The organism is Pseudomonas sp. (genome assembly GCF_041601375.1).
Taxonomy (GTDB): domain Bacteria; phylum Pseudomonadota; class Gammaproteobacteria; order Pseudomonadales; family Pseudomonadaceae; genus Aquipseudomonas.
Map to the genome: position 1 here is coordinate 1 of NZ_JBFIIG010000020.1, position 19029 is coordinate 19029.

Annotated in this window: 14 protein-coding genes; 7 read left to right on the forward strand and 7 right to left on the reverse strand. The window is 65.1% G+C overall.

All coding sequences use genetic code 11. The features are described from left to right. Nucleotides 1-389 precede the first annotated feature (389 nt). From ABZE94_RS04930 to ABZE94_RS04940, 3 genes are all read left to right on the forward strand, one after another. Entirely contained in the window at nucleotides 390-1139 is a 750-nt protein-coding gene (locus ABZE94_RS04930) for a TIGR01458 family HAD-type hydrolase (protein ID WP_372874412.1), read from the forward strand. A gap of 117 nt (nucleotides 1140-1256) precedes the next feature. Continuing rightward, nucleotides 1257-2618: a UDP-glucose/GDP-mannose dehydrogenase family protein gene (locus tag ABZE94_RS04935; protein WP_372874413.1), complete on the forward strand. Its 1362-nt coding sequence runs from the start codon at nucleotides 1257-1259 to the stop codon at nucleotides 2616-2618. 233 nt (nucleotides 2619-2851) lie between these two features. Continuing rightward, nucleotides 2852-5215 (forward strand): DNA polymerase II, encoded by a 2364-nt coding sequence (locus ABZE94_RS04940; RefSeq protein ID WP_372874414.1) that lies wholly within the window; start codon nucleotides 2852-2854, stop codon nucleotides 5213-5215. A gap of 269 nt (nucleotides 5216-5484) precedes the next feature. On the opposite strand, the gene ABZE94_RS04945 is transcribed toward ABZE94_RS04940, so the two are convergent. Then, nucleotides 5485-6246 (reverse strand): alpha/beta hydrolase, encoded by a 762-nt coding sequence (locus tag ABZE94_RS04945; protein ID WP_372874415.1) that lies wholly within the window; start codon nucleotides 6244-6246, stop codon nucleotides 5485-5487. Between the two features lie 232 nt (nucleotides 6247-6478). Between ABZE94_RS04945 and ABZE94_RS04950 the strand changes: the two genes are divergently transcribed. The 3 genes from ABZE94_RS04950 (at nucleotide 6479) to ABZE94_RS04960 (ending at nucleotide 9120) form a co-directional block, all read left to right on the forward strand. Next, complete coding sequence (locus ABZE94_RS04950; RefSeq protein WP_372874416.1) at nucleotides 6479-6832, forward strand: RidA family protein; 354 nt, start codon at nucleotides 6479-6481, stop codon at nucleotides 6830-6832. Nucleotides 6833-7226: 394 nt separating this feature from the next. Then, complete coding sequence (locus tag ABZE94_RS04955) at nucleotides 7227-7904, forward strand: DUF4197 domain-containing protein (RefSeq protein ID WP_372874417.1); 678 nt, start codon at nucleotides 7227-7229, stop codon at nucleotides 7902-7904. Nucleotides 7905-8418: 514 nt separating this feature from the next. Beyond that, a complete protein-coding gene (locus tag ABZE94_RS04960) occupies nucleotides 8419-9120 on the forward strand; it encodes a substrate-binding periplasmic protein (RefSeq protein WP_372874418.1) in 702 nt (233 codons plus the stop codon). A gap of 260 nt (nucleotides 9121-9380) precedes the next feature. Here the strand turns inward: ABZE94_RS04960 and gtfA are convergent, their stop codons facing one another. From gtfA to ABZE94_RS04975, 3 genes are all read right to left on the reverse strand, one after another. Beyond that, nucleotides 9381-10823 carry a sucrose phosphorylase gene (gtfA, locus tag ABZE94_RS04965; protein WP_372874419.1) on the reverse strand — a complete coding sequence of 481 codons (1443 nt, stop codon included), beginning with the start codon at nucleotides 10821-10823 and terminating at the stop codon, nucleotides 9381-9383. Nucleotides 10824-11230: 407 nt separating this feature from the next. After that, the gene (locus ABZE94_RS04970) at nucleotides 11231-14311 is read right to left on the reverse strand and encodes an efflux RND transporter permease subunit (RefSeq protein WP_372874420.1); all 3081 of its coding nucleotides are present in this window, start codon (nucleotides 14309-14311) and stop codon (nucleotides 11231-11233) included. Nucleotides 14312-14317: 6 nt separating this feature from the next. Then, on the reverse strand, nucleotides 14318-15409 hold the full coding sequence (locus ABZE94_RS04975; RefSeq protein WP_372874421.1) for an efflux RND transporter periplasmic adaptor subunit: 1092 nt from the start codon (nucleotides 15407-15409) through the stop codon (nucleotides 14318-14320). A gap of 91 nt (nucleotides 15410-15500) precedes the next feature. Between ABZE94_RS04975 and ABZE94_RS04980 the strand changes: the two genes are divergently transcribed. Then, entirely contained in the window at nucleotides 15501-16139 is a 639-nt protein-coding gene (locus ABZE94_RS04980) for a TetR/AcrR family transcriptional regulator (protein ID WP_372874422.1), read from the forward strand. A gap of 279 nt (nucleotides 16140-16418) precedes the next feature. Here the strand turns inward: ABZE94_RS04980 and ABZE94_RS04985 are convergent, their stop codons facing one another. The 3 genes from ABZE94_RS04985 to ABZE94_RS04995 all read right to left on the reverse strand — a co-directional run bounded on the left by ABZE94_RS04985 (nucleotide 16419) and on the right by ABZE94_RS04995 (nucleotide 18995). Then, on the reverse strand, nucleotides 16419-17198 hold the full coding sequence (locus tag ABZE94_RS04985) for a class I SAM-dependent methyltransferase (protein ID WP_372874423.1): 780 nt from the start codon (nucleotides 17196-17198) through the stop codon (nucleotides 16419-16421). Between the two features lie 147 nt (nucleotides 17199-17345). Continuing rightward, nucleotides 17346-18020: an extensin family protein gene (locus tag ABZE94_RS04990; protein ID WP_372874442.1), complete on the reverse strand. Its 675-nt coding sequence runs from the start codon at nucleotides 18018-18020 to the stop codon at nucleotides 17346-17348. 144 nt (nucleotides 18021-18164) lie between these two features. Then, entirely contained in the window at nucleotides 18165-18995 is an 831-nt protein-coding gene (locus tag ABZE94_RS04995) for an isocitrate lyase/phosphoenolpyruvate mutase family protein (RefSeq protein ID WP_372874424.1), read from the reverse strand. Between the last annotated feature and the right edge of the window lie 34 nt (nucleotides 18996-19029).

Here is a 19029-nt window from a genome sequence, read left to right on the forward strand (position 1 = left end):
CCTTTCTGCAACTGCGGCAGTGGCAATGGCTGATAGGCATATCGATGCCCTCGATGGCGTACTCGATGGCGCCACATAAACAACTACCTTGCATTTCTTCTTCCTTGAGCAACACGGGTCGATACGGGGGAATAGTAGGGGGTAGGCCCTGGTTTTTCAAAACGACAAGTCAACATCGGGTCGTCAGGTCTTGCCTTTTGCTTATTGGTCTCGTGAAGGCAAAAGGCAAGCCCTGCCCCCCTTGTTTTGCTTGTGCTGTGGCGGGAGCATGATTGAAGCGGCAATGCCGCCGGTTCGGGCCGAACTGACCGGCCTGGGCTATGGCGGTTGCAGACACAGGTAGCGCGACGATGGAGAGCTTTCACAACCTCTGAGTGGAGGAGAAAACCATGCCACAGGCGATGCTGCTGGATATCAGCGGGGTGCTCTACCAGGACGCGAACCCCCTACCCGGTTCGGTGCCGGCAGTTGCGGCGCTGCAGGCCAAGGGCTACCCCCTGCGCCTGGTGACCAATACCTCGCGCCTGACCTGCGCCGAGGTTTACCGGCAACTGACTGGCATGGGCTATGCCTTGCAGCCCGAGCAGATCTACAGCGCCCCGCGCGCCGTGCGCCATTACCTGCAGACCCATGACTTGCGGCCGTACTGCCTGATTCACCGCAACCTCGAAGAGGAGTTCGCCGACCTGCTCGAGCTGCCCGCAGCCAATGCGGTGGTGCTCGGCGACGCCGAGGAACGCTTCGACTACGCCCACCTGGAGCACGCCTTCCACCTGCTGCTGGACGGCGCGCCGCTGCTGGCCATGGGCGACAACCGCTACTTCCACAGCCATGGCGCCCTGCACCTGGACGCCGGGCCCTTTGTCCACGCGCTGGAGTATGCCGCCGGGGTCCAGGCGCAGGTCCTGGGCAAACCCTCAGCTGCGTTCTTCGCCGGCGTCCTGGAGGAGCTCGGCGTGCCGGCCGGCGAGGCCTTGATGATCGGCGACGATGTCGAGAGCGATGTACTGGGCGCGCAAAAGGCCGGTCTTCAGGCTTGCCTGGTGCAGACCGGCAAGTACCGCGCCGGCGACGAAAGCAAGGCGCCCGGTGCCTTGCTGGCCAAGGATCTGGCCGATGCGGTGCGACGCTTCTGCTGACCCTGGGCGCCGTCGCTCGCGCGCCCCTGTGCCCGGTCACGGGATTGTCGTGCCCCTGTCATACGCCTGCCACCAGTTTTAGCTGCAATCGCTGCAACTCATGGAGAGGATGCGGCGATGCGAATTTGCGTGATCGGGGCGGGTTATGTCGGGCTGGTGTCGGCGGCCTGTTTTGCCGAAATGGGTAACCGGGTAGTCTGCGTCGAGCGCGACGGCTCGCGTGTGGCGCGCCTGGCGCGCGGCGAGGCAGCGATCTACGAGCCCGGTCTCGAACCCCTGCTCAAGGCCCATCTGGCCAGTGGCCAACTGAGTTTCAGCCAGCACCTGGCGACGGGCATCGAACGCGCCGAGATCGTCTTTATCGCCGTGGGGACGCCAAGCGGGGAGGACGGCTCGGCCGACCTGTCGCATGTCCTGGCCGTGGCCGACGAGCTGGGCGAGCGCCTGCAACAGGCCTGCCTGGTGGTGGATAAATCCACGGTACCGGTGGGCACCGCCGAGCGCGTGGCGCAGCGCATCAATGCGCGTCTGGGGCAACGCGGCAAGGGCTTCAGGGTGATACTGGCCAGCAACCCGGAGTTCCTCAAGGAAGGCTCGGCGATCGATGATTTCATGCGCCCGGACCGGGTGCTCATTGGCTGCGATGAGCCGGCCGGCAGCGAGCTGCTGCGCCGTTTGTACGCGCCTTTTTTGCGCAATCACGAGCGCCTGCTGTGCATGAGCGTACGCGCCGCCGAGTTCAGCAAGTACGCGGCCAATGCCTTTCTCGCCACCAAGATTTCCTTTATCAACGAGATGGCGGGGCTGTGCGCGCGCCTGGGTGTGGATATCGAGGAAGTCCGCCGCGGCATCGGCAGCGACAAGCGCATCGGCACCCATTTCATCTATGCCGGCTGCGGCTATGGCGGCTCCTGTTTCCCCAAGGATGTGCGCGCCCTGATCCGCGCGGCCGAGCAGGAGGGTATCGAGCCGGGCATTTTGCGTGCAGTCGAAGCCCGCAATGCGCTGCAGAAAACCTTGCTGTTCCAGGCGCTGCGCGAGCATTTTTCCGGGCACCTGCAGGGGCGCGTCGTGGCCCTCTGGGGCCTGGCGTTCAAGCCTGGCACCGATGACCTGCGCGAGGCGCCGAGCCTGGTGTTGCTCGATGCCCTGCTCGCCGCCGGGGCGCTGGTGCAAGCCTGCGACCCGGTCGCCACCGCGGCTGTGGCGGCACGTTATGCCCAGGCCATTGCGAGCGGCCAGCTGAGCTTGAGCGCATCGCTCTACAGCGTGGCAGAAGGCGCCGATGCGGTGGTGCTGGTTACCGAATGGAAGCAGTTCCGCCAGCCGGACTTCGTGCGGATTCGCGGTTCTATGCGCATGCCCGTGCTGTTCGACGGCCGCAACATCTATGACGCCAAACAGCTCGCGGAATTGGGTTTCCTCTACCGCGGCATTGGCCGGCCGGCGCTAGGGCATGCCAGGGAGCATGCTGCCTGATGGATTGCGTCGGCGATTTCGTCCCATTTTCAATGGCTACGCACCCGTTATTGGTTGAACAGCAATTTTCCAGGGCGGGCTGGGCAGCGGTCCGCTTCAGCCCACCCTACCTTGGCGTACAACCCGTAACGGGTACATAGCCGTCATAAAATCCGCCCCGCCGCCCTGCCCGCGCAATCGCGCCCCATGCCACGTAGAATCGCAGGTTGAAACAAGGACTTGAGGTTGCAGCGGTGGATTTACAGCAGGGCTTCGTCCTGACCCGACATTGGCGCGATACCCCCGCCGGCACCCAGGTCGAATTCTGGCTGGCGACCGACGCGGGGCCGCGGCATCTGCGCCTGCCCTGCCAGCCTTCGGTGGCCTTTATTCCTGCCGAGCAGCGCGCGCTGGCCGAGGCGCTGCTGCGCGGCGAGCGTGACGTCGAGTTGCGTCCGCTGGGCCTGTGCGATTTCCACCACCGGCCGGTGCTCGGCCTGTATTGCCGCCAGCATCGTCAGTTGATGAATATCGACAAGCTGCTGCGCAAGGCCGGAGTCGAGGTGTTCGAGGCCGATATCCGCCCGCCGGAACGCTACCTGATGGAGCGCTTCATCACCGCGCCGGTGTGCTTCGGCGGCACGCCGGACACCAGCGGCATGCTGCTCGAGGCGCAGCTGAAACCCGCGCCGGCCTATCGCCCGCGCTTGCGCCTGGCGTCCCTGGACATCGAGACCAATGCCCAGGGCGAGCTGTACTCCATCGCCCTGGAAGGCTGTGGCCAGCGCCAGGTGTATATGCTCGGACCGGCCAACGGCGTGGAGACGCCGCGCGACTTTGCCCTCGAGTACTGCGCCAGCCGTCGGCAGCTGCTGGAAAGGCTCAACCAGTGGCTCGCCGCCCATGACCCCGATGCGATCATCGGCTGGAACCTGGTGCAGTTCGACCTGCGCGTGTTGCACGAGCATGCCCAGCGCCTGCAGGTACCCTTGCAGCTCGGCCGCGGCGGCGATGCGATGGGTTGGCGCGAGCATGGCAGCCGCAACAATCACTTCTTCGCCGAGGCCGCCGGACGCCTGATCATCGACGGCATCGAGGCGCTGCGTTCGGCGACCTGGAGCTTCGCCTCGTTCAGCCTGGAGAACGTCGCGCAGAGCCTGCTCGGCGAAGGCAAGGACATCGCCACGCCCTACCAGCGCATGGACGAGATCGACCGCATGTTCGCCGAGGACAAGCCCGCCCTGGCGCGCTACAACCTCAAGGACTGCGAGCTGGTTACGCGGATCTTCGCCAAGACCGAAATTCTCACCTTCCTGCTCGAGCGCGCCACCGTCACCGGCCTGCCCGCCGACCGCAGCGGCGGTTCGGTGGCGGCCTTCTGCCACCTGTACATGCCGCTGATGCACCGCCAGGGCTTCGTCGCGCCGAACCTCGGCGAGCGGCCGCCGGAGGCCAGCCCCGGCGGCTTCGTGATGAACTCGCAGCCCGGTCTGTACGAGTCGGTGCTGGTGCTCGACTACAAGAGCCTGTACCCGTCGATCATCCGCACCTTCCTGATCGATCCGCTGGGGCTGATCGAGGGCATGCGCCACCCCGAGGACAGCGAATCGGTGCCGGGCTTTCGCGGTGCGCGTTTCTCGCGCACCCGGCATTGCCTGCCGGCCATCGTCGAGAGCGTCTGGCAGGGCCGCGAGACGGCCAAGCGCGAGGGCAACGCGCCGCTGTCGCAGGCGCTGAAGATCATCATGAACGCCTTCTATGGCGTGCTCGGCTCCAGCGGCTGCCGCTTCTTCGACCCGCGCCTGGCCTCCTCCATCACCCTGCGCGGCCACGAGATCATGCGTCGGACCCGCGAGCTGATCGAGGCCGAAGGCCATGCGGTGATCTACGGCGACACCGATTCCACCTTCGTTTGGCTCAGGCGCGCCCATGGCGAGGACGAGGCGGCGCAGATCGGCCGCGCCCTGGTGCAGCGCGTCAACCAGTGGTGGCGCGAGCACCTGCGCCGCGAGTACGACCTGGAGAGCGCGCTGGAACTGCAGTTCGAGACCCATTACAGCCGCTTCCTGATGCCGACCATCCGCGGCGCCGAAGAGGGCAGCAAGAAGCGCTACGCCGGCCTGGTCGTGGCACCGGACGGCAGCAGCGAGATGGTCTTCAAGGGCCTGGAAACGGTGCGTAGCGACTGGTCGCCGCTGGCCCGGCAGTTCCAGCGCGAGCTGTACCTGCTGATCTTCAACCGCCAGCCCTACCAGGACTATATCCGCGACTACGTGCGTCGCACCCTGGCCGGCCAGCTCGATGAGCTGCTGATCTACCGCAAGCGCTTGCGCCGCCGCCTGGACGACTACCAGCGCAATGTGCCGCCGCATGTGCGCGCCGCGCGCATGGCCGACGCATACAACGACCAGCACGGCCGCCCGCGCCAGTACCAGAACGGCGGCTGGATCAGCTATGTGATCACCCTGGCCGGCCCCGAACCGCTGGAATCCCGGCGGGCGAGCATCGACTACGAGCATTACCTGACCCGCCAGCTGCAGCCGGTGGCCGACGCCATCCTGCCGTTCGTCGGCGACGACTTCGCCCGCCTGGTTGGCGGCCAGCTCGGCCTGTTCTGAGGCCGGCGCAACTGCGCCGCCCCGCCAAGTTCGCCGGCGTAACCCGCTAGTTCTGCGAGACGGTGGATGAGGCCTTATCCACCTTCAATAGCGATGGCGGATAAAAACCGTAGATCCTGTGTTGATGCGCAAGCCTCGCAGGACGTAGACATCGTAGGAGCGGGCCATGCCCGCGATGCTTTTTGCAGGCCCGAAGCCTGGATAAGCCTTGGCGCCATCCGGGAAATCCCCCGGATTACGCTGCAGCTGAACCCGGCTACAAAATCCGCTTACATCGCGGCGCGGAGCAATGGCAGGTACGCGGGGCTCTCGGAAATCGAGTTATGGCCCTTGCCCGGGATCACCTCGAGCCTAGCCACGCCGGGCGGGAAATGCCGGTAGAGCGCCTCGGTACTGGCACGCGGGATGATTTCATCGTGCTCGGCCGCGACCAGCAGGGTCGGCACCCGGATTCGCGCGGCGTAGGTGGTTGATTCGAACTTGTCCTTGAGCAGCCACTTGATCGGCAGGTAGGGAAACTGCCGCGTGGCGAACCCCAGCAGGCTGTCGAACGGCGTGATCAACACCAGGCGCGAGGCCGGGCGCTGGCTGGCCAGACGCACGGCGACCCCCGAGCCCAGGCTGCGGCCCATCACCACGATCCGCGGGTGCGCGGCGTGCACCCGGTCGAACAAGGCCAGGGCATCGCGCTGGATCGCCTCCTCGGAGGGCGACCCGGTGCTGCCGCCATAGCCGCGGTAGTGCATCAAGTAGAGCGCGTGCTCGGGAAAGGCCTGAGCGAACTCGGGCAGGTTCAGCGAAACGTCCTCGGCATTGCCGCCGAAGTAGATCAAGGCATTCGGGCCGGCGTGCGGCCGGACCGATACCAGCACCTCGCCATCGTCCACCGCCAGCCTGAGCAGGGTGTCGGGGTGACTGATGGCAAGCGGTTGCGGGAAATAGATGAGGCTGCGCTGAAACACCCACACAGCCGCACAGATCGCCACGTAGAAGGCGGCAAGTATTGCCAGGAGCGGGAGTATTCGCGACATGCGCTTAGCCTCGCATCGGCTATGCAGCCGGGCTGAATGACTGCGACGGAGCGCGTGCAGCGCTTGTGGAACAATCCAGCACTTGCGCGAAACCGACGCCGGGCGTTTGCAGGCGGCCGCAGCAGCAGACGCGGATTGATCACAACCGCTCACAGCTTCAGCATAGGTTTATCCGCCCGGCCCCGCTAAGCTCGGTGTGTCATCCCAGAATCGAACCCTCACAGGAGCTTTCATGAGCATTACCCGATACGAAACCAGCGCACGCATGAGCCGAGTCGTGGTGCATAACCAGACCGCCTATTTGTGCGGGCAGGTGGCAGAAGACCGCAGCGCCGGAATTGAGGAGCAAACGCGGACCATGCTGGCCAAGGTCGATACGCTACTGGCATCGGTCGGCAGCAATCGCCAACAGATTCTGTCCGCCACCATCTACATCAAGGACATGAGCCTGTTCGCCGAGATGAACAGCGTGTGGGACAGCTGGGTGCCGTCAGGCTTCGCCCCCGCTCGCGCCTGTGTAGAAGCAGCGATGGCCAGCCCCGAATTGCTGGTAGAAATTTCCGTGATTGCAGCCGTCAGCCGTTGATGGCAGGCGAACCGTTGCGCGGTTGCTGAGCGCGGATTCGGCCGCTCAACATCCGGCGCGGTGCGTAGGGCGAACCGTTCGGAGCGTAGCGACAACCCGCCGGATTGTGTGTCGTACCTGCCATCCATGGCGCGCTGCCTGCGGGTAGGGCGGCCTCGGAGCGCAGCGACAGCCCGCCAGCTTGGTGCCGCGCCGGTGAACCCTGGTGCACTGCCTGCGGCGAGTGACACCCTACGGATCGTGGACTGCTCGAAGTATTGGGACGGAGCGCAGGGCGTAACTTCGTCGAGACGGTCGCAGTAGGCGAGCGTTTGTTCACAGCCTCCCAGCGTTTTGCACCACCGCCCCGCTCCGCTACCCTCACGGCATACCTCAGCGCAAGAAGGATCTCCCCATGTTTCGCATCACTGCCCTCGTTGCCGGCCTGGCCCTGTCTGCCAGCGCCTTCGCCCTGTCGCTCGCCGACCTGTCCCAGCAGGACGCCAGCGGCGGGCTCAAGGACGCCTTGATCCAGGGCGCCCAGGTGGCGGTCAAGCAACTGGGCACGCCCGGCGGCTTCAGCAACAACCCACAGGTGCGCATCGAACTGCCGGGCAACCTCGGCAAGGTGGCAAAAACCATGCAGATGATGGGCATGGGTGCCCAAGTGACCCAACTGGAAACCAGCATGAACCAGGCCGCCGAAGCCGCCGTCCCCCAGGCCCAGGCGCTGCTGGTGGATGCGGTGAAGAAGATGACCGTGCAGGACGCCAAGAGCATCCTCGCCGGTCCGCAGGATTCGGCCACCCGATACCTGAACCAGAGCAGCCGCGAACAGATCCGCGCGCGCTTCCTGCCGATCGTCAAGCAGGCCACCGACCAGGTCGGCCTGGCCCAGCAATACAACACCTTCGCCGGCCAGGCCGCGAGCTTCGGCGTGATCGACGCGAAGAGCGCCACTATCGAGAATTACGTCACCGAACAGGCGCTGGACGGCCTGTTCGCGATGATCGCCCAGCAGGAAGCCAGCATCCGCCAGAATCCGGCGGCTGCGGCGACCAGTTTGGCCAAAAAGGTGTTCGGGGCGCTGTAGGAAGGCAGATGTGAAAAAGGCCAGATTTGGGTCTGGCTTTTTTGTGGGCGGAGAAGACCCTTGGTTATGGAACAATATGTCTGGCGCCCCTCTGCCCTGCATAGCCCTGCGCGTCTGGCCGGTGTGGTTGGGCGGGGATGTGCTGGAAGTTGATCTGGGGACGAGGAGCACGGCGACAGCCCGCCGGATCCGCGCTTGCGTGCTATCCATGGTGCACCGCCTGCGGCGAGTGACCGCCTACGGGCCAGTCGACCCCGGCAGCCACTCAAAAACACGAAAGTCGTTGCGCCGGATTGCCGGTCGCAGGTCAGGATCGTACTGCCGTTGCATGCGGGTCAATTGCAGGATTCTCCTAGCAGATCGGCTACCCTGATCAGTACCACTACCAGTAGAGACCCCCATGCCGACCACGCTTGTCCCCCGACTACTAGCCGCCGCTCTAGCCGTCACCCTTTGCTGCACTCAGCTGGCTGTGGCGCAGGCCGCAACGGCTGCCGGGCAGCCGCCTATCCGCGTGGGTTATCTCGAGTTCCCGCCCTATACCTATACCGACGAGCAGGGTCAGCCGGCCGGACATTTGCTCGATTTCCTGCAGCTGGTGGCGCAACAGGCCGGCTATCGGACACAATTTACCGAATACCCCACCAACCGCCTGTTCAAGTCGATGGAAACTGGCCAAATCGAGATGAGCCCCTCGCTGATCCGCCATCCGCTGATGTCGGCATACACCTTGCGTAGTCGCTATCTGGTTGCCCGGGTGATGCTCAATCTGTACTACAAGGATCACCCGCCACCGGCCCAACTGGAGGATTTACGCGATGTCCGGGTGCTGCGCATCCAGGGCCTGAGGTATCCCGGCTCGCCGCTGGCGGCCCTGGCCAGGAAGCCGGCCAATGGCATCGTTCTAGTAACAGCCCCCACCCATGTAGCGGCGGTGCAGATGATGGAGTTGCACCGGGCCGACTACCTGCTCGATTACCTGGATCCGGCGGAGGCGGCTTTCAAGGAGAGCAAGCTACCGGTGCTACCCTCGGTGACGCTGCTGCAGCAGGACTTCACCATCGCCTATGCCATGGCTTCGCCCCGCGCCAGCCAGCTGCGCGACGACCTGGACCGGGCTATCGACCAGTTGCGGGCGAAGGGTGCCTTGCCGGAGCGATATGACGAGGTCTTTCCATACGACAGCGAAGTCGTCAGCCCGCCTCCGCTCCACTAGACCGGCTGTAGTCCTTCAGGGCCCGAGGCGGCGCACGCAGACGATGATTGGCGGCCTCTTCGCTGCCTGTCACCCACCTCCCCCGATGATCAGTCGGGAACTATCGTCTCTTTGGGAGGCAATAGTCGAGATACCAGGATGGGTTGAGCGCAGCGATACCCATCAACCCGGCGGACAAACAACCGCATGGGTATCTCTCAACCCATCCGGTGGTTATTTGGCTGTTTGTCTTCAATCCTGAATTCAACAAAACAGCCGGCTCAGCACCTGAAGGTCGTCTCCTCGCCGCCCTCCGGGTCAGTGCAGGTCACGGTGGCGGTGCGGAAATTCAGGTCGACATACAGGTGACAGCAATGCTCGCCGGAGCGCCAGCCCATGGACACGCTCGACACGTTCGACTGGTGCAGCTCGAACTCGCCGGCAAAGGCCGGGTGGGTCGAGCGCAGCTCCATCAGGCTCAGCAGACGCTGCACCACGGGCGCTTGCAAGGCCTGCTCGGCCTCGTCCAGGGAATAGTAGTGGCGGTTGATTTCCCGCGCCTCGCCGGTTTCCTCCAGCAGCTCGGTGTCGTTGTGGCCCGCCAGCAAGCCGACGTAGTAGACCTGCGGAATGCCGGGGGTAAAGAACTGGATCGCCCGGGCGGCGATGTAGGCGTCCTCGTTGCCCTGCAGGGCATCGAAGAAGGTACAGGTGAGCTGGTAGATCGCGCCGACGCTGTGCACGTTGGCGGCCGAACGGCGCAGGATGGGGTCGGCGCTGCGTTCCGAGACGTTCTGGATCAGCGCCTCGATATGCTCGCGCGGAAGAATTTCCTCCACATCGGGAATGCAGATGCCGTCGTGGGTATCGAGCACGGTGATCTGGTTGTGCGGGCACATGCGCAGCCAGGACTTGAGGTACTGGCTGTTGCCGTCGAGCAGCGTGTACAGCAGCAGGGGCGGCAGCGCGAAGGCATAGGACCACATGCCGCGCGCCGAGATGGCGTACTGCCAACTCGGGTGGTCGTGCACCTCCGGGAGTATCTCAATGCCATTGCTCGCCGCCGTGCTCTTGAACCAGTCGAGGATCTGCCACACCTGCGGCTCGACCAGAAAGCAGCTGGTGCCGATCTTCTTGGTGGTGTAGCCGAAGGCATCCAGACGCAACAGCTTGACCCCGCGCTCGGCGAGAAAGGTGATGGTGTCGGCCATCATCTGGTAGGTCACCGGCGAGTCGTAGTTGAGGTCGATTTGGCGCTCGGTGAAGGTGCACCAGACCCGCCCGGTGGTGCCGTCGGCAAAGGTGATATCGCGGAACGGTTCCTTTTCCTTGCGGATGTGGATCTTGGCCAGGTCGTCCGGGCCGATCTCGCCCAGGCTGTCGACATCGACGAACATCTCGGCCCACTCCGAGGCCTTGCCCTTTTCCAGGTAGTCCTGGAACTCCGGCGAGTCATCGGCCAGGTGATTGAGTACCAGATCCAGACAGACGTCGTAGTGCGCGGTCAGGCGCTCGATGTCAGCCCAATCGCCCAGCGCCGGGTCGATGCGCTTGTGTGTCAGCGGCGAGAAACCACTGTCGGCATTCGACGGAAAGGGCGGCAGAACATGCACCCCGCCCACCGCGCGACCGAGCTTGTGCTCGACGAAATTGGCCAGGTCAGCCAGGTCCGCACCGATGCGGTCGGGATAGGCGATCAAGTGGACGGTATTTTTCAGCGGCATGCGAAGTCTCCCTGAATTCATGCAATTTAGTGCAACCCATGCAATGAGCAGCAGAAGACAAACCAGCGCAGGAATCAGGCCTGCAACGCAACGGATTCACGCGCAAAAGACCACGCCTGCCGGCAACTGCCTGCAACAACGGTAACAGCTTGAGCCCGAGATGTGGGCGGACAGCGCCCGCCAGCATCGGTTCGGCGCCGCGCAGAACGGGGCTAACAGAGGGATTTGTAGCGCCAACGCCATCGGCGAATGCCTGGCGGTGTGCACTGCACTTGGCAACTTATTCGGCTACCTGAAGGGCGGCGTCGACCCTTCGGCCTGGCAGAACCGGCATACCCACATAGGCCCTACAAAAAACGCCGCTCACTTGAGCCAAGTGAACGGCGTTGCTCGGCGCAGCGGGCGGGTTAAACCGTCGGGCCTGGCTCTTGCTTGACCCGGAACCAGGCGGCATAGAGCGCCGGCAGGAACAGCAGGGTCAGCGCCGTGGCGACCACCAGGCCACCCATGATCGCCACCGCCATCGGCCCGAAGAACACGCTGCGCGACAGCGGGATCATCGCCAGCACCGCCGCCAGGGCGGTCAGCACGATGGGGCGGAAGCGCCGCACCGTGGCTTCGATGATGGCGTTCCAGCTGTCCAGGCCGGCGCTTCTGTCCTGCTCGATCTGGTCGACCAGGATCACCGAGTTGCGCATGATCATGCCGGACAGGGCGATGGTGCCGAGCATGGCGACGAAGCCGAACGGCTGACGGAAGATCAGCAGGAACAGGGTCACGCCGATCAGCCCCAGGGGCGCGGTGAGGAACACCATGGCCGAACGCGAGAAGCTTTTCAGCTGCAGCATCAGCAGGGTCAGCACCACCACGATGAACAGCGGCACCCCGGCATTCACCGAGGCCTGCCCGCGCGTCGAATCCTCCACGGTGCCGCCGACGTCGAGCAGGTAACCGTCGGGCAGCGCCGCGCGGATCGGCTCCAGGGTCGGCAGGATCTGCTTGACCAGGCTGGCCGGCTGCTCTTTCCCGTAGACGTCGGCGCGCACGGTGACGGTCGGCAGGCGGTTGCGGTGCCAGATCACCCCTTCCTCGAAACCGTATTCGAGGATGGCGATCTGCGCCAGCGGCACGCTCATGCCATTTTCGGTGGGCACCGCCAGGCTCGGCAGCAGCCCGAGTTGCTGGCGCTCGCTGCGCGTGCCGCGCAGGAGGATCTGGATCAGTTCGTTGCCTTCGCGGTACTGGCTGACCGGCGCACCGGTCAGCGAGCTCTGCAGGAAGCGCGACAGGTCGGCGGTGCTCACGCCCATGACGCGGGCGCGCTCCTGGTCGATGTTCAGGCGCACCACCTTGCTCGGCTCCTCCCAGTCCAGGTGGACGTTGGCCACGTGCGGATTGTCGCGCACCTTGTCCGCCACTTCACGGGCTAGCGCGCGAACCTCGTCGATATGCTCGCCGGAGACGCGAAACTGCACCGGATAGCCGACCGGCGGGCCGTTCTCCAGGCGCGAGATGCGCGTGCGCAGGGTCGGGAACTCCTCGCGCAGGGTGTCGATCAGCCAACTGCGGATCTGTTCGCGTTCCTCGATGCTGTTCGCCAGCACCACGAACTGGGCGAAGCTGGCGGCCGGCAACTGCTGGTCGAGCGGCAGGTAGAAGCGCGGCGAGCCGGTGCCGACATAGGCCACGTAGTTGTCGATGCCGGCGTGGCCGTCGAGCAGTTGCTCGAGACGCTCGACCTGCTCTGCGGTGGCGTTCAAGGAGGCGCCTTCGCCGAGCTTGAGGTCGACCATCAGTTCCAGGCGCCCGGAGGCCGGGAAGAACTGCTGGGGCACGAAGCGGAACAGCATGAGCGAGGCGACGAACAGCGCGAGGGTCAGCACTATCACCGTCTTGCGCCGGCGCACGCACCACTGCACGGTGCGCCGCACGCGCTGATAGAACGGCGTCGAGTAGGGATCATGGCCCGCGGCGCTGCCACCATGCTTGGCCGCGTGCAGCTTGGCCAGGTCCGGCAGCAGCTTGGCGCCCAGATAGGGCACGAAGACCACCGCGGCGATCCACGATACCAACAGGGCGATGGTCACCACCTGGAAGATCGAGCGGGTGTACTCGCCGGTGCCGGACATCGCGGTGGCGATCGGCAGGAAGCCGGCGGCGGTGATCAGGGTACCGGTGAGCATCGGGAAGGCGGTGCTGGTCCAGGCGAAACTGGCGGCCTTGAGGCGGTCGTAACCCTGCTCCATCTTGATCGCCATCATCTCCACGGCAATGATCGCGTCGTCGACCATCAGGCCCAGCGCCAGCACCAGTGCGCCGAGGGAGATCTTGTGCAGACCGATGCCCAGGTAGTACATGGCGGCGAAGGTCATCGCCAACACCAGCGGGATCGACAGCGCCACCACCAGGCCGGTGCGCAGGCCGAGGGAGAAGAAGCTCACCAGCAGGACGATGATCACCGCCTCGGTGAGCACACGGATGAACTCGCCGACACCGGTCTTCACCGCCGCCGGTTGATCGGAGACTTTGCGCAGCTGCATGCCGGCCGGCAGGGTTTCCTGCAGGCGGGCGAAGTCGACTTCCAGGGCCTCGCCCAGCACCAGGATGTCGCCGCCGGCCTTCATCGACACCGCCAGGCCGATGGCGTCCTCGCCCATGAAGCGCATGCGCGGCGCCGGTGGGTCGTTGAAGCCGCGCTTGACCTCGGCCACATCGCCGATGCGGAAGCTCCGCTCGGCCACCCGGATCGGGAAGTTGCGGATCTCCTCGACCGACTCGAAGCGCCCGGTCACCCGCAGCTGCACCCGGTCCGAGACGGTTTCGAAGAAGCCGGCCGCCGCCACCGCGTTCTGCTCTTCCAGCGCCTGCTGCACCACGGCCAGCGGCAGGCCGAGGGTGGCCAGCTTGGTGTTGGACAGCTCGATCCAGATCTTCTCGTCCTGCAGGCCGAGCAGCTCGACCTTGCCGACGTCCTTGACCCGCTGCAGTTGCAGCTGCACGCGGTCGGCATAGTCCTTGAGCACCGCGTAGTCGAAGCCTGCGCCGGTCAGCGCGTAGATGTTACCGAAGGTGGTGCCGAACTCGTCGTTGAAGAACGGCCCCTGAACGCCCGGCGGCAAGGTGTGGCGAATGTCGCCGACCTTCTTGCGCACCTGATAGAACAGGTCGGGGATATCCTTGGAGCGCATCGAGTCGCGCGCCATGAAGGTCACCTGGGACTCGCCGGGACGCGAGAAGGACACGATCTTGTCGTACTCGCCGGTCTCCATCAGCTTCTTTTCGATGCGCTCGGTGACCTGGCGGGCGACTTCCTCGGCGCTCGCTCCCGGCCAACTGGTGCGCACCACCATGGCCTTGAAGGTGAACGGCGGGTCTTCGCTCTGGCCCAGCTTGGTATAAGAAATACCGCCGACTACGGCCAGCAACAGCATGATGTAGAGCACGATCTGACGATTGCGCAGCGCCCAGGCGGACAGGTTGAAATCCATCGGGGGCTACTCCTTCGCTGCCAGCTTGACCATGCGGTTAGCACGGTCGACCGGGCGCACCTGCTGGCCTTCGCGCAGCACCTGCACGCCGGCGGCGACCACCCAGTCCTGCGCCTGCAGGCCCTCCAGCACCGGCACGCTGTTCTCGGCATAGGCACCGATGCGCACATGCGTGCGCTTGAGCGTGGAATCCTTGGGATCGACCACCCAGACATAGGGCTGGCCTTTCTCCGCGGTCAGCGCCGACAGCGGCACCGACAGCGGCACTTCGCCGTTGTGGGCGATGAACACCCGCGCGCTCTGGCCCAGCTCGGCCGGCACCTCACCTGCGCTGAAGGCCACGCGCGCGGCAAAGGTGCGCGACTGCGAGTCGGCCGCCGGGGATATCTCGCGAATCCGCCCGGGGAAACGCCGATCCGGCTGCGACCAGAGTTCGACCGCCACTGGCTGGCCGACCTTGAAGCGCTCGAAGGCTTGCTCGGGCAGGCTGATCGAGACTTCACGCTCGCCATCGGCGGCCAGGGTGAACACCGTCTGCCCCGCCGCCACCACCTGGCCGACCTCGACCATGCGCCGGGCGATCACGCCGTCCTGCGAGGCGCGCAGCACCGCGTAACCGGCCTGATTGCTGGCCACGTCGAACTCGGCCTTGATCTGCTTGAGGCGCGCCTGACCGGAGCGATAGAGGTTCTCGGAATTGTCGTATTGCGAGCGGCTGACCAATTGGCGCGCCAGCAGGGTCTGGTAGCGGTCACGCTCGGCGCGCACCAGCTGCAGATTGGCCTCGGCCGCGGCGACTTGCGCGCGCATGGCCTCGAGCTGCAAGCGCACATCCTGCGGATCCAGCTCGGCCAGCGGCTGATCCTTGCGCACATGATCACCCACCTCGACCAGGCGCTTGGCCACCTTGCCAGCGATGCGGAAGGCCAGCTCGGGCTCCAGGCGCGCACGCACCTCTCCGGCATAGGCGTCCATCATTTCAGTCGCAGGTTGCGGCTGCACCACCATGGCGGGACGGATAGACTGCTCGACCGGCTCACCATTACCACAGGCAGCGAGCAGAGCGATGAGACTGATGAACAAGGCATGGCGCAACATGACGAGTGACCTTTCGCGAAGGTTTGGAATATTTGTACCGACGCGTATAGTAAAAATAGCAAACTCACCAGTCCAGTATTAAAAGCAGCCAATGCCAAACAAGTTGTTACCGTCCAGCGGCCCCGGCCGCCCAAAAGACCTCGTCAAGCGTCAGGCCATCCTGGAAGCGGCGAAAACACTGTTCCTGCGCCACGGTTACGACGGCAGCAGCATGGACGCCATCGCCGCCGAAGCCGGGGTATCCAAGCTCACGGTGTACAGCCACTTCACCGACAAGGAGACCCTGTTCTCCGCTGCGGTGAAGGCCAAGTGCGAGGAGCAGCTGCCCGAGCCGGTCTTCGAACTAGCGGACGGCGTGCCGATCGAAACCGTGCTGCTGAACATCGCCCGCGGCTTCCACACCCTGATCAACAGCCGCGAATCGGTGGACATGCATCGGCTGATGATGGGCCTGGCCAGCCAGGACCCGAAGCTGTCGCTGATGTTCTACGAAGCCGGCCCGCAGCGCCTGCTCCGCGAGATGGAGGGTCTACTGAGCAAGGCCGACCAGGCCGGTCAGTTGCGCATTGCCGATGCGCACAGCGCCGCCGATCAGTTCTTCTGCCTGATCAAGGGTGGCGCCAACTTCCGCCTGCTGATCGGCTGCGCCGGCCCGCAGCAAGGCGCAGACGCCGAACGCCATGTGCAGAACACGGTGGCGATGTTCCTGCGCGCCTATCGGCCGGACTGAGAGCTTGTTGGGTACAGCCTCCCCCGGGCTGCATCCGGGCTACGTGGTACTACCGTAGGGCGGGTGCAACCCGCCGTGTTTGTCGCCACTGGCGGGTTGCACCCGCCCTACGGCTGTTCGGCCGAGTTCCGCGAAGCCCGGCATCGCCCGCACGAGCTGGCCCAGTTCGTAGCCCGAATGCAATCCGGGGAGATCCCGCGCCTACAAACCGCTCCCGGATTGACTCCGCGCGAGCCTATTGCCCACTGCGCGGCTTGAAGCTTGAAGCTTGAAGCTGCCTCACGCTTGCAGCTTCCTCAACGGATAGATGTCATAGCGGCTGGATTTGCCTTCCAGCGCATAGCCGGGTTTGCCGCCGTCAATGATCGGCGCCTTGCGCGGGCGCTTGACCACCACCCGGTGGCTGGCCAGGGCCAGGGCGGCCTGAAGCAGCGCCGGGGCATCCAGGTCGTCACCGACGAAAGGGCGGAACAGGCGCATTTCCTTCTTCACCAACGCGCTTTTGTCGCGATGGGGGAACATCGGGTCGAGGTAGATCACCTGCGGCGGCTCGCCCTGCCACGCGTTCATCAGCTCGATCGCGTTGCCGGTCAGCAGGCGCATCCGCGCCACGATCGGACCGACATCCCGGTCGCTGGCGGCGCGGGCCAGGCCATCCTCCAACAGGGCGGCGATCAGCGGTTGTCGCTCGACCAGGGTCACGTTGCAGCCCAGGCTGGCCAGGACGAAGCCGTCGCGACCGAGTCCGGCGGTGACATCCAGCACCCGCGGGCGCACGCCCGGCTGCACGCCCACCGCCTTGGCGATCATCTGCCCGGTGCCGCCGCCGAACAGCCGGCGATGCGCCACCGCGCCCTCGACGAAATCCACCCGCACCGGCCCCGGCGCCAGCGGTCCCAACTCGACCAGCTGCAGCCCCTGCTCGCCCAGTTGCAGGGCAAATTGGGCCTCGCCCTCCTGCGCCAACCCCAGGCGCTCGGCCCATGCAGCAGCGTCATCGGCCAGATGCGCGGCCAGGGCTTGCATGCGAATTGTGGCACCAGGCCGTACGTCATTCATCGGGAAGTCTGCTCAAAAAATAGGCAATTCGACCTGGATACGGTCGATCATCGTTGACCCGACATTCTGCCAGACCCGACAGGTTCCGGCCGCAGCGAGTTCGCCCTGTTTGCGCCGATTTCCCTGGCGCAACCTCGTAACAGCCTCCTAGCGGCACATGCGGAACAGCCCCATATCGACATGCAAGTGATCGCGATGGACGGCGTTGTACTCCGGCCCGAGGGTGACATTGAAGCTGGCGCAAGCGCCTTCATGCACCAGGCGCAAGAAGCGCGCGGCCTCGCCCTCTCCCGGCCAGTCGCGCAGCACGCTGATGCGCCGACCGTCCTGCAGGTGAAAGCCGACGATATCCAGGGCATTAGCCGAGGCATGCTGGCTGCGGCGCTGGCTACCCGCGATGCTGCGGCAGGCGAAGCTGCCGACATGCTCGACCCGCACCACCGGCTGACCGAACACCTCCTGCGCGGCAGGCTGCAAGGCATGCCCCTCGAACAGGGCAAAGGCCGCCGCCAGCGGGCAGGTGGCGATAAAACTGCTGCTGAAACGCACCCCGGAGGCCTGCACCCGCAGGGCATTCTGCAGCGGGCAATCCACCGCCGGACTGCTATCGGGAAGCGCCGTGTAACGCAGCGGCGACGTGGCCAGGGCCTGCTGACAGAGCACCGGGTCATCCTCCAGACGCCAGAGCTTGAAAGGTGTCAGCAGGTTCGGCGTGGCCCTGATATCCAGTGGCACCCGGGGATTCCAGCGCGCAGGCACATCGAGCCACTGTTGATAGACCGCCAGCGGCACGCCAAACAAACTCAACAACACAAGCACCATCAGCACACGACGCAAACCCTACCCCGCTCAGAGGTTGTGAAAATATCGAGCGCCGTAGCGAGACCGTCTCCAGGCGTTCGTAGTGCAACGCTGCAGCGGTCGCTTGGAGGCGGCCGCAGTAGGCGAGAGTTTTTTCACAAGCTCTCAAGCCTTGAACAGGTTGTTGATGCGCTCGAACGGCATGCCCTGGCCGGTCGCCACCAGGCTGCCGCGAGTGGCCAATTCCTGCGCCGCCTGGAAGAAGGCGCCATAGGCGACTCGCGCCAAACCGGAGCCGAGACTGACGCGTTTCACCCCCAGCTCGGCCAGCTCATCCAGCGACAAGCGCAGACTGGGCGAGCCCACCAGAACATTGACCGGGCGCGGCGCCACGGCCGTGACCAGCGCCAGGATTTCCTCGCGGCTAGTCAGGCCCGGCGCATAGAGCACATCGGCGCCCGCCTCGGCGTAAGCCACCAGGCGGCGGATGGTGTCGTCCAGATCGGGGTGGCCATGCAGGTAATTTTCCGCCCGCGCCGCCAGGGTGAAGGGGAATGGCAGGCAGCGGGCTGCCGCGACCGCCGCGCGGATCCGCTCGACCGCCAGTTCGAAGGGATAGATCGGCGACTGCGCATCCCCCGTGGCATCCTCGATGGAACCGCCAACCAGGCCGATCTGCGCCGCCAGGGCGATGGTTTCGGCGCAGTGCTGCGGTTCATCGCCATAGCCGTTCTCCAGGTCGGCGGCCACCGGCAGCGGCGTCGCCTCGACGATAGCGCGAGCGTTAGCCAGGGCCTCCTCGCAACTGACCGCGCCTTCTGCATCGCAGCGGCCCAGGGAAAAGGCCAATCCGGCACTGGTCGTAGCCAGCGCCTCGAAGCCCAGGCCCGCGAGCATCTTCGCCGACCCCGCATCCCAGGGATTGGGCAGCACGAACAACCCTTCGCGCTGGTGCAAGGCGCGAAACGCCTCGCCACGCGCCAGCTGATTAGACATATCGATCGCTCCTGTTTCGATTTCTAGATGGGTG

Coding starts and splice junctions, on each gene's coding strand:
- ABZE94_RS04970 (WP_372874420.1), bottom strand. CDS start 14,311: ATGGATTTCAACCTGTCCGCCTGGGCGCTGCGCAATCGTCAGATCGTG.
- ABZE94_RS04995 (WP_372874424.1), bottom strand. CDS start 18,995: ATGTCTAATCAGCTGGCGCGTGGCGAGGCGTTTCGCGCCTTGCACCAG.
- ABZE94_RS04990 (WP_372874442.1), bottom strand. CDS start 18,020: ATGGTGCTTGTGTTGTTGAGTTTGTTTGGCGTGCCGCTGGCGGTCTAT.
- ABZE94_RS04985 (WP_372874423.1), bottom strand. CDS start 17,198: ATGAATGACGTACGGCCTGGTGCCACAATTCGCATGCAAGCCCTGGCC.
- ABZE94_RS04950 (WP_372874416.1), top strand. CDS start 6,479: ATGAGCATTACCCGATACGAAACCAGCGCACGCATGAGCCGAGTCGTG.
- gtfA (WP_372874419.1), bottom strand. CDS start 10,823: ATGCCGCTGAAAAATACCGTCCACTTGATCGCCTATCCCGACCGCATC.
- ABZE94_RS04935 (WP_372874413.1), top strand. CDS start 1,257: ATGCGAATTTGCGTGATCGGGGCGGGTTATGTCGGGCTGGTGTCGGCG.
- ABZE94_RS04955 (WP_372874417.1), top strand. CDS start 7,227: ATGTTTCGCATCACTGCCCTCGTTGCCGGCCTGGCCCTGTCTGCCAGC.
- ABZE94_RS04930 (WP_372874412.1), top strand. CDS start 390: ATGCCACAGGCGATGCTGCTGGATATCAGCGGGGTGCTCTACCAGGAC.
- ABZE94_RS04975 (WP_372874421.1), bottom strand. CDS start 15,409: ATGTTGCGCCATGCCTTGTTCATCAGTCTCATCGCTCTGCTCGCTGCC.
- ABZE94_RS04980 (WP_372874422.1), top strand. CDS start 15,501: ATGCCAAACAAGTTGTTACCGTCCAGCGGCCCCGGCCGCCCAAAAGAC.
- ABZE94_RS04945 (WP_372874415.1), bottom strand. CDS start 6,246: ATGTCGCGAATACTCCCGCTCCTGGCAATACTTGCCGCCTTCTACGTG.